The organism is Nocardiopsis sp. TNDT3 (genome assembly GCF_003427465.1).
Taxonomy (GTDB): Bacteria; Actinomycetota; Actinomycetes; order Streptosporangiales; family Streptosporangiaceae; genus Nocardiopsis; species Nocardiopsis dassonvillei.
The window spans coordinates 1-10,789 of record NZ_QPFC01000398.1 but is presented as its reverse complement, the minus strand read 5'-3'; the positions used below and the strand labels follow the sequence as shown (position 1 = coordinate 10,789).

Annotated in this window: 6 protein-coding genes; 5 read left to right on the top strand and 1 reads right to left on the bottom strand. The window is 72.0% G+C overall.

Annotation, left to right across the window (positions count from 1 at the left end; all coding sequences use genetic code 11):
- The first annotated feature begins 1,046 nt into the window (after positions 1–1,046).
- The 3 genes from DQW06_RS10660 to DQW06_RS10650 all read left to right on the top strand — a co-directional run bounded on the left by DQW06_RS10660 (position 1,047) and on the right by DQW06_RS10650 (position 4,343).
- Complete coding sequence (locus DQW06_RS10660; protein ID WP_013155836.1) at positions 1,047–2,138, top strand: inositol-3-phosphate synthase; 1,092 nt, start codon at positions 1,047–1,049, stop codon at positions 2,136–2,138.
- Between the two features lie 88 nt (positions 2,139–2,226).
- The gene (locus DQW06_RS10655) at positions 2,227–3,522 is read left to right on the top strand and encodes an MFS transporter (protein WP_071623099.1); all 1,296 of its coding nucleotides are present in this window, start codon (positions 2,227–2,229) and stop codon (positions 3,520–3,522) included.
- A 95-nt stretch (positions 3,523–3,617) separates the two neighbouring features.
- Positions 3,618–4,343: a bifunctional 2-polyprenyl-6-hydroxyphenol methylase/3-demethylubiquinol 3-O-methyltransferase UbiG gene (locus DQW06_RS10650; protein ID WP_013155838.1), complete on the top strand. Its 726-nt coding sequence runs from the start codon at positions 3,618–3,620 to the stop codon at positions 4,341–4,343.
- A gap of 3 nt (positions 4,344–4,346) precedes the next feature.
- On the opposite strand, the gene DQW06_RS10645 is transcribed toward DQW06_RS10650, so the two are convergent.
- A complete protein-coding gene (locus tag DQW06_RS10645) occupies positions 4,347–5,846 on the bottom strand; it encodes a CCA tRNA nucleotidyltransferase (protein WP_094805222.1) in 1,500 nt (499 codons plus the stop codon).
- Positions 5,847–6,192: 346 nt separating this feature from the next.
- Here DQW06_RS10645 and DQW06_RS10640 point away from each other — a divergent pair, with 346 nt between their 5' ends.
- Together DQW06_RS10640 and murJ are read left to right on the top strand one after the other, a co-directional pair.
- Positions 6,193–8,751: a DUF6049 family protein gene (locus DQW06_RS10640; RefSeq protein WP_117198370.1), complete on the top strand. Its 2,559-nt coding sequence runs from the start codon at positions 6,193–6,195 to the stop codon at positions 8,749–8,751.
- Between the two features lie 177 nt (positions 8,752–8,928).
- Positions 8,929–10,755, top strand: coding sequence for a murein biosynthesis integral membrane protein MurJ (gene murJ / locus DQW06_RS10635; RefSeq protein WP_041552988.1), 1,827 nt, complete (start codon positions 8,929–8,931; stop codon positions 10,753–10,755).
- The last annotated feature ends 34 nt before the right edge of the window (positions 10,756–10,789 follow it).

Below are 10,789 nucleotides of genomic sequence, written 5' to 3'. Positions count from 1 at the left end.
GCGTCGTCCGCCGCCGCCGCGCGAGCCGTCGGCCGGGCCGTCGGCCCGGCGACGGCCGCCATCGGCGTTCCGTCGTCGTTCGGTACTCACGTGGTCCTCGATTGCCTCTCACGGCCGGTCGGCCTGACGATTCCTTGGTGGAAACGGGGGGACGGTCCCCCTGGGGGATCGGTGATCCGCGACCTGCTTCTCGCGACGACTGCGTGGACCGGACCGGCGTGGCCGTGTCCAACGCTGTGCCTGTCGTTCAAGGCTTGATAAAGGACGCCCGAAGGCGCGCGGGGGTTTTCACACAGGTCGCGAAGACGTAAGCCGCTTCTTCCTCCTGGTCGTTGGCCTGCGGGAGCGACAGCCCTCGGTGCTCGGTGCCTACGGAAACGCCGCCGCGGCAGGGGCTGGGTCCGGGGGCTCTACCGGCTACGCACGCAAATCACAGGTCACGTTAGAGCGATCGAACGGTATAGCACAACCCACGCGCGAGGTTATCGCGCGTCTTGGGACACCTGGCCATGTTTCGCCGGGAACCGCCCGTCGTGCCAGTTCAGAGCGGGCAAACCGAACGCCGGCGAGTCGGCCGGGCGTCGACCCGCCCGAGAAGTGTTCGGTGTCGGCGCTGGTAGGGATGGGTGTGTGAGATTTTCCCCGCAGGACTCCGGAGGTTCACGGACGGCGGTCGTAGCCCGGACGCACGCGCGCGGACACGTGTCACAGGTCTGGCATGCGGGCCCGCGGGTGGGCGGAGATAGAGTCAGAACTGAACAAAACAGCCAGACATGCATGTTCCCCCCGCGGTTCCCGGTCGCGGGACGCGAACCGTGCCCTGGCCGTCCGCAGAGGACGGCACGGAGGGCACGGGGACCGCGCGCGCCGGACACCGACCACCGAGGGCGGTGCGGGGCGGCGGGTGGGAACAGAAACGCCGTGTGCGCTGCTGACCACATACGGGAAACGAACGCGTGGCGACGGGACCCGGAACCGCCGTCGGCGCGGTCCCGTCGTCGTGCGCCGTGGAATCCATGTTCGCGAACAAGAAGGAGCAAGGACCAATGGGTTCGGTACGTGTAGCCGTCGTGGGCGTCGGCAACTGTGCGGCGTCGCTCGTCCAGGGCGTGCACTACTACAAGGACGCCAACCCCGAGTCCCGGGTACCAGGCCTGATGCACGTGCAGTTCGGCCCGTACCACGTGCGCGACATCGAGTTCGTCGCAGCCTTCGACGTGGACGCCAAGAAGGTCGGCCACGACCTCGCCGACGCCATCACGGCCAGCGAGAACAACACCGTCAAGATCTGCGACGTGCCGCCGACCGGCGTCACCGTCATGCGCGGACCGACCTACGACGGGCTCGGCAAGTACTACCGCGAGGTCATCCAGGAGTCCCCCGAGGACGCGGTGGACGTGGTCGCGGCGCTCAAGGCCAGCAAGGCCGACGTGCTCGTGTCCTACCTCCCGGTGGGCTCGGAGGAGGCGGGCAAGTTCTACGCCCAGTGCGCGATCGACGCGGGCGTGGCCTTCGTCAACGCCCTGCCGGTGTTCATCGCCTCCGACCCCGAGTGGGCCGAGAAGTTCACCAGAGCGGGTGTGCCGATCATCGGCGACGACATCAAGTCGCAGATCGGCGCGACCATCACCCACCGCGTGCTGTCCAAGCTGTTCGAGGACCGCGGCGTGATCGTGGACCGCACGTACCAGCTCAACTTCGGCGGCAACATGGACTTCAAGAACATGTTGGAGCGCGACCGCCTGGAGTCCAAGAAGATCTCCAAGACCCAGTCCGTCACCTCCCAGATCCCGCACGAGCTGAAGGCAGGCTCGGTGCACATCGGCCCGTCGGACCACGTGCCGTGGCTGGACGACCGCAAGTGGGCCTACATCCGCCTTGAGGGGCGCGCGTTCGGCGACGTGCCGCTGAACCTGGAGTACAAGCTGGAGGTCTGGGACTCCCCCAACTCCGCGGGCATCATCATCGACGCGGTCCGCGCCGCCAAGATCGCCAAGGACCGCGGCATGGGCGGCCCGATCCTGGCCCCGTCCTCCTACTTCATGAAGTCCCCGCCCGAGCAGTACAGCGACGCCGAGGCGCACGAGAAGGTCGAGCAGTTCATCGCCTCGGGCCAGCACGACGGCGCCGACGAGTAGAGCGCTCCTGAGGGCGGTCCCGGCGCACGGCCGGGCCCGCTCCTCCCCGGGGCCGCCCCGGCCCCGGGCACGGCCTACCCTTGGTGCCGTGTCCTTCTTCGGTGATCTGCGCGTGGTCCTGCGGGGGCCCCGGTTCCGCCGCCTGTTCGGCACCCGGCTGGTGGCGCAGTTCTCCGACGGGGTGTACCAGGCCGGGCTGGCGGGCTTCGTCTTCTTCACCCCCGAGCAGCACACCAGTGCGGGCGCCGTCGCCGCGGCCTTCGCGGTGCTGCTCCTTCCGTTCTCGGTGGTGGCGCCGTTCGCCGGGGTCCTGATCGACAGGTGGCCCCGGCGCCAGATCCTGCTGCTGTCCTCCCTGGCCAAGGCGGCGCTCGCGGTGGCGAGCGCGTTCCTGGTGGCACGGGGCGAGAGCCCCGCCTTCCTCCTCACCGCGCTCCTGGTGCTGAGCGTCAACCGCTTCTTCCTGTCCGGGCTGTCCGCCGGACTGCCCTACGTGGTGGCCCGGGACAAGCTGATGATGGCCAACGCGGTCACGCCCACCAGCGGTACCGCGGCGAGCTTCCTGGGCGCGGGGGCGGGCGCCGCGATCGGGCTGCTCGGCGGCGAGGACGCCCTGGGCACCGGGCTCATCCTGTCCATGGCCGCGCTCGGCTTCGCCGGGGCGGCGCTGGTCTCCCTCACCCTGGGCCACGACGAGCTGGGACCGCACCTGGAGCGGGAACCGGACGAGGTCGCGGCGGCCGTGCGCAACGTGGTGCGGGGCATGGTCTCGGGGGTGCGCCACCTCTGGGCGCGCCCGGAGGCCCGCGACGCGCTGCTCACGATCGGCGGCCACCGGGTGCTGTTCGGGATCTCCACGCTGCTGACGCTGCTGCTGTACAACAACACCTTCACCGGCGGCGGTGTGGCCGGACTGGCCGGTTTCTCGGTGGCGATGGGCCTGTCGGGGGCGGGGTTCCTGGTGGGCGCGGTGGCCACGCCGTGGGCGACCGCCCGGATGGCCCCGGGGGCGTGGATCGCGCTGCAGCTGGCGGCGGCGTCGGCGGTCCTGGTGGTGTTCGGACTGCCCTTCTCACCCGTGCTCTTCCCCGTGGCCGCGTTCGCGCTGGGCTTCGTCTCCCAGGGGGTCAAGGTCACCGTCGACACGTTGGTTCAGCGACATGTCGACGACGCGTTCCGGGGGCGGGTGTTCTCGGTGTACGACGTGCTGTTCAACGCCACGTTCGTCCTGGGCGCGGCGCTGGCCGCCGCGCTGGTCCCGCCGTCCGGGGTGAACCCCGCGGTGGTCGTCGCGATGGCCGCGGCCTACCTGGTGATGGGCGCCGCCTGGGTCGTGCGCGGGCGCCGTGCCAGCGCCGCCGAGGCGGAGCGCGAGGTCGCGTAGCGCCCTGTCGACCTGGCGACACATCGACACGTCACCATGTCGTCACGTGTTGTAGTGTCCACGGGGAGACTTGTCGACAGCGGGGATGGTCCTCCATGAACACCGGTGACGCACTGTGCGACGCCTCCAGCGCCTTCGGGCCGCGGGGGGTGGTCAAGCGCGTCGGGGCGGTGACCCGGCAGCTGCCCGTCCGCGGCGACCGCCTGCTCGACGTGGGCTGCGGCGACGGCACCTACACGGTCGAACTGGCCGGGGGCTACGTGCGCGTGGACGCGATCGACCTCGAACCCGAGCGGCTCAACGCGTTCGCCGGGCGCATCGCGGGCACCGGGCTGGAGGACCGGATCGGCATCCACAAGATGTCCGCCGACGCGCTGGCCTTCGACGCCAACACCTTCGACCGCGTGACCGCGTTCGAGGTGGTCGAGCACGTCGATGACCTGGAGGGCGCCCTGCGCGAGGTCCGCCGGGTCCTCAAGCCGGGCGGCGCGTTCTCCCTGACCACGCCCAACCGCTGGTTCCCCTTCGAGACCCACGGCGTGCTGTGGGGCGGCCGGCGCCGCTCGGCGCTGACCGCGCCCTTCCTGCCCTGGGTCGGACCCCTGCACGCGCGCATGTCGGACGCGCGCGCGTTCACCACCCAGCAGATGGGCCGACTGCTGCGGGGAGCAGGGCTGCGCGTGCGCGCCATCGACTACCTGATGCCGCCGTTCGACCGCCGCACCACGGCGTTGCAGACCCTGTCCGACACCCTGGAGGACACCCCGCTGCGCGTGTTCGGCATGGCCATGGCGGTCACGGCGGTCAAGCCGGGCCGCTGACCCTCACAGGTGCTCGGCCGCCCAGGCGCGCAGCTCCTCGGTCGCGGCCTCCCTGCCCATCGGGCCGTTCTCCAGGCGCAGCTCCAGCAGGAAGCGGTACGCGCGGCCGACCACGGGACCCGGCTTGACCCCCAGGATCTCCTGGATCTCGTTGCCGTCCAGGTCCGGGCGGATGCGGTCCAGCTCCTCCTGCTCGGCGAGCAGCTCGATGCGCCGCTCGATGTCGTCGTAGGAGCGCGCCAGCGCCGCCGCCTTGCGGCGGTTGCGGGTGGTGCAGTCGGCACGGGTGAGGATGTGCAGCCGCTCCAGCTGCGAACCGGCGTCGCGGGCGTACCGGCGGACCGCGGAGTCGGTCCACTCGCCCCTGCCGTAGCCGTGGAACCTCAGGTGCAGTTCGACCAGGGTGCTGACGTCGGACACCACGTCCTTGGGGAAGCGCAGCGCGGTGAGCCTCTTGCGGCTCATCGAGGCGCCCACCACCTCGTGGTGGTGGAAGGTCACCCGCCCCCCGGACTCGAAGGCGCGCGTCTTGGGCTTGCCGACGTCGTGCAGCAGCGCGGCCAGGCGCAGCACCAGGTCGGGCTCGTGGCCCCGCTTCTCCTCCAGCTCGATCGCCTGGTCCAGGACGGTGAGCGAGTGCTCGTAGACGTCCTTGTGCCGGTGGTGCTCGTCGATCTCCAGGCGCAGCTTGGGGATCTCCGGGAGCACGTACCGGGCGATGCCCAGGTCCACCATGAGCTCGATGCCGCGGTGCGGGTCGGGGCTGAGCATGAGCTTGGTCAGCTCGTCGCGGACGCGCTCGGCGGAGACGATGGAGAGCCGGTCGGCCATGTCCCGGGCGGCCTCGGCCACCTCGGGAGCCAGGGTGAAGCCGAGCTGGGCGGCGAAGCGGACCGCGCGCATGATGCGCAGCGGGTCGTCGCTGAAGGAGTCCTCGGGCCTGCCGGGGGTGCGCAGCACCTTGGCCCGCAGGTCGGCCAGGCCGCCGAACGGGTCGACGAACTCCAGGCCGGGCAGGCGCACCGCCATGGCGTTGACGGTGAAGTCGCGGCGCAGCAGGTCGTCGTGGATGTCGGTGCCGTAGGCCACCTCGGGCTTGCGGGACTTGGGCGAGTAGGACTCGCTGCGGTAGGTGGTGACCTCCAGCTGGAGGCCCTTCTTGCGCAGGCCCACGGTGCCGAAGTCGATGCCGACGGTCCACACGGAGTCGGCCCAGCCGTCCACGAGCTCCAGGATGCGCTGGGGCACCGCGTCCGTGGTCAGGTCCACGTCGTTGGCCGGCCTGCCCAGGAGGGCGTCGCGCACCGGTCCGCCGACGAGGGCGAGCTGCTGGCCGTGCGCGGCGAAGCGCTCGCCGAGTTCCTCCGAGACGGTCGGGAAGGAGTCCGCCAACGCCGTGACCGCGGCGCGCTGCGCACCGGTCAGCGCGCCCGCACCGGTCGCGTCCCCGGCGTCCGGCTGCTGGGCGGCGTCGTTCTCCCGCGAAAACTCTGTGTTCGGCACACCACGAGACTAGGCGGCGCCCGAAGCAAACCGCGAATCGTCCCCGCCCCCGGTACCGGGCCGTACACGGATCGGCGGTCCGCCGCCGTTCGGCGGGGAACCCGGTTTCCCCACACACGCCGCGCGACGGCCGCGACCCGACTCCACGCACGGGGAAGGCGGTATCTTCGAGGGAAGTGGTAGGACGCCCCGGTTGCCCCGCGTCCACCCGACCCGCGTACGCCGTGTGCGCCGTGCGGGTACTTCCGACCGTCCCCCCGCACCGCGTCACCGGCGGGACGGCCACCTGGACCCGAGTCAGGAAACCGGTCAAGCGTTGCGTCGATTTGTCTCCGCGACGGTGGTCATGGCCTTCACCACCGCGCTGCTTCCGATACCGGCCACGTCCGCGAACGCGGAGCAGACGGCCGATCCGCTCGTCGTCGAGCGCGTCACACCGGACGCGGCCGACGAGGACAGCACCCTGCGGGTCGTCGGCGAGGTGACCAACACCACCTCCGAGGACCTGAGCGACGTCAGCGTGCGGCTCAGCTACTCGCGGCACCCCTTCAGCGACCGCGGCGAGCTGGACGAGTTCGCCTCGGGAGAGGGCTGGCAGCCCGACGCGCCGGGGCCCGACGAGGAGGTCGCCGCGGAACTGGCCCCCGAGGCCAGCGCCGAGTACTCCCTGAGCGTGCCGGTCGAGGACCTCGACCTGGACTCCTACGGCGTCTACCCGCTGGTCGTCGAGGCCGTGGACGGGGGCGGCCGGGTCATCGGCTCCCAGTACACCTTCCTCCCCTACACGGGCGGGGACGACGTCCCCTCCGTGGACATCGCCTGGGTGTGGCCGCTGATGGCGTCGCCCCAGCGCGCGGACGAGGACACCTTCCTCGACGACGACCTGCACTCGTCGGTCGCCGCCGACGGCCGCCTGGGCCGCCTGCTGGCCGCGGGGGCGCAGGCGCCGGTGTCCTTCGAGGCCGGGGAGGAGGACCTGGTCGAGCTGCTGGGCCTGAACGAGGAGTCCGAGGAGCCCTCGGAGGGCACGGCCACCGCGGAGGAGACCGCGGAGGCCCTCCCCACGGAGGAGGCCACCGGCGAGGGCGCGGAGAACGCGGAGGACGAGGACGAGTCCGCCGAGGAGGCCACCGAGCGCACCGGGGGGGTCCCGGTCACCTGGGCCGTGGACCCCGGCACGCTCGACGACATCCTGCGCATGGCCTCCTCCGGGCACGCGGTCGTGGAGGACCCCCTCGCGGTGCCCGCCGAGTCCGAGCCGGTGCGGCACGAGGTCGAGGCCAGCGAGGCGGCCCAGGTGTGGCTGCGCGAGGCCCGCCGCGTGCTGGCCGCCGACCACGTCGTGGCCACCCCCTACGCCCGGGCCGACCTGGCCGCCCTGCTGCGGAACGACATGGGCTCCGACGCCGAGGCGGCCCTGAGGGTCGGCCAGGAGGCGGTCCTGCGCGCGCTGGAGACGGAGGCCGACGAGACCTTCGCCCTGCCCCCCGGCGGCCTGATGGACCGGGGCGTCCACCAGCTGCTCGCCTCGCACGGCGCGACCCGCTTCCTGCTCGACGAGAGGGCCCTGCCCGCCGTGTCCTGGCTGTCCACGACCCCCACCGCGCAGGCCCCGCTCCCCGCGCCGGAGGAGGAGGCGTCCGAGGAGCCGTTCGCCCTGGTCGCCGACCAGGGCATCACCGACGTGCTGTCCATGCCCACCGGGAAGCCGGGCCAGTCCGAGCTCGCGCTCCAGCGCTTCGCCGCCGAGACGGCGATGATCGCGGGCGAGAACGCCGGGGGCGGCCGGGTGGTCGTCGCCTCACCGGAGCCGGACTGGAACCCCGACGCCGAGTTCGCCCGGGGCGTGCTGGCCGCCTCCGAGGACCTGCCGTGGCTGTCCCCCCGGAGCCTGGACGAGGTCGAGCTGCCCGACGCCGGTGAGCGCGAGCGGACCCGCCGGTCCCTGACCTACCCCGACAGCGCCTACGGGGAGGAGCTCAGCTCCACCTACCTGGAGCTGATCGAGGACGTGAGCCGGGACGTGCGCCTGTTCAACAGCGTCCTGGTCGGCGACAGCGACCCGCTCCGCCCGGCGCTGCTGCGCCTGGAGTCGGTGTACTGGCGGGAGGAGGAGGCCATGGCGGGCGCCACCCGCTCCCTGGTCGCCCAGGACGTGCAGGACCGCATGAACGACGTGCGGGTCATCCCCGGCGAGCCGGTCACCCTGGCCAGCCGGACCGGCACCACCGGCGTCCTGGTCGCCAACGACCTGGAGGACGAGACCGTCTTCGTGAACCTGTCGGTCTTCTCCGAGAACTCCGACCGCCTGAGCGTGGGCGAGTACAACCACTCCTTCGAGCTGGAGCCGGGCACCAGGACCACGGTGTACATCCCGCTGTCGGCCCGGGTCAACGGCCGCACGGTCCTCAACGTGGGGCTGCAGAACTCCGAGGGCGAGCCGATCAGCAGCCAGGACGTCGAGATCCCGGTGAACGCCACCGGTCTGGGCACCCAGGCGCTGGCCATCAGCGGTATCGGCCTGCTGATCCTCGTCGCGGCCCTGGCCCCGCGCGCGCTGCGCAAGTGGGCCCGCAGCAAGGCCGCCGCGGCCGCCTCCGAAACCTCCGGGACCGCCTCCGGGGCGGACCGGGACGGCGCGAACACCGAGGGCTCCGCGGGCGTCCCACACTCCGGGGCAACACCCTCCGAGGACCCGTCCGGGAGCACCTCCTCCGCGACGGACCGCGACACCGCCTCGGACACTGCCGGGGGCCCCTCCCCCGCGAAGGACGCCTCCCCCGCCGGGGAGGCGGACGGAGCCGAGGACACCGAGCGGCCGGAGGACCACTCCGGCCACGAGAAAGCCGACTCCCCAGCCGCGGCGGGCGGCGCGGAGCGGGACCGCGACGGCACGGGCACGTGACCCAGCGGTTCCGGAGAGGGTGACATGGCTCCCTACCGACAGGACGCCATGTCGACACACCCGCACGTCTCCATGTCGGCGCACGCGGTCCGCACCCGCGTGGCCGACCCGCGGACGCCGGACCACGGCGCCGCGGCCGGACATTCCCCAGTCGGACGAAAGGAAGCCTGATCCACGGTGGTCACCGACTCTTCGAACGGCGGCGGGAAGCACCGCCGACGCCCCCAGCCGCAAGCCCCGGTCCCGAGCGCGGTCCGTCCCGAGAGCGGCCCCGCGCCCACCTTCGAGGAGGGTGATGTGCCGGGTCCCGTCACCGACACCGCCCCCGGGTCCGGAGGGGACTCCGGCGGCGGCTCCGACCGGGGCGGGGACACCGGGTCGGGCGGCGGCGGCATGATGCGCTCCAGCGCCATCATGGCCGTGGGCACCCTGGCCTCCCGGATCACCGGCTTCGCCCGCACCATCGTGCTCGGCGCCGCCATCGGCACCCACCTGCTCGGTGACGCCTACCACACGGCGCACACGATCCCCTTCATCCTCAACGACCTACTCATCGGCGGGCTGATGGCCAGCGTCATCATCCCCTTCCTGGTCAAGCGGCGTAAGCGCGACGCGGACGGCGGCAAGGCCACCGAGGACCGGCTGTTCACCACCACGCTGCTGGCGCTGCTGCTGCTCACCGCGGTCGCGATCGCGGCCGCCGAGTTCCTCATCTGGCTCTACGGCTCCCGGTTCACGCCGATCCAGTTCGACGCCTCGGTCTACCTCGCGCGGTACCTGCTGGCGCAGATCTTCTTCGTGGGCATGAGCGGCCTGCTGAGCGCCATGCTCAACACCCGCAACCGGTTCGGCGCGGCCGTGTGGGCCCCGGTGCTGAACAACCTCGTCATCATGAGCGTGGCGGCCGTGTTCCTGTGGGTGGCCGGTCCGGGCCGCACCCCCGAGACCGTCACCGACGGCCAGCTGACCCTGCTGGGCGCGGGCACCGCGGCCGGTATGGCGCTCCAGGCCGTCGTGCTGTTCGCGGCCCTGTCCCGCACCGGCTACCGCTGGCGGCCCCGCCTGGACCTGCGCGGCTCCGGGCTCGGCGACGCCGTGCGCACCGCCGGGTGGATGATGCTCTACACCCTGCTCACCCAGGCCGGACTGTGGATCACCACCAACATCGCCAACGCCGCGAACGTGGCGAGCATCAGGGAGGGCCTGGACGTCGGCGCGGGCATCAGCGCCTACAACCTGGCGTACCAGCTCTTCCAGCTGCCGTACGCGATCATCGCGGTCTCCCTCATCACCGTGCTGCTGCCCCGGATGAGCGCCCACGCCGACGACCACGACTGGGACGCGGTCCGCGCGGACTTCTCCCGCACCCTGCGCGTCTCCGCGTTCGTGCTGGTTCCGACCGCCTTCGCGGTGGCGATGTTCGCCGAGCCGCTGTCCGTCCTGGCCTTCGCGCGCGGGTCCATCTCGGTGGACGACGCGGAGAGCATCGGCCAGATCCTCGCGGTCATGTCGCTGGGGCTGGTGCCCTTCACCGTGTTCCAGCTCATGCTGCGCGTGTTCTTCGCCATGGGCGACACCCGCACCCCCGCGATGCTCGGCCTCGCCAACCTGGCCGTGCACAGCGCCCTGGCGCTGACGTCCTACCTGGTGCTTCCGCCGAACCTGGTGGTCGTGGGCGTGGCCGCGGGCTTCATGATCTCGTTCCTGTCCGGGCTGACCATCGCCGGAATCGTGCTGAGCCGGCGCATCGGGGGGCTTGACGGCAAGCACGTCATTGGCACATTGTTGCGCCTGCACCTGGCCGCCGTCCCGAGCATCGCGGCCGGCCTCGGTGTGCTCTGGGCCTTCGACACCTACGTCGGCCCCGGCCTGGCCACCTACATCGGCGCCCCGGCCGCCGGATGCGTCCTGGGCGCGCTGCTCTTCCTGGGATGCGCGCGGCTGCTGCGCGTCCCGGAGCTGACCGGTGCCGTGGAACTGATCCGCGCCCGGCTGCGTCGTTGATGCCGTGCCCCCCTCCCCCGGCTCTGCCCCGCCG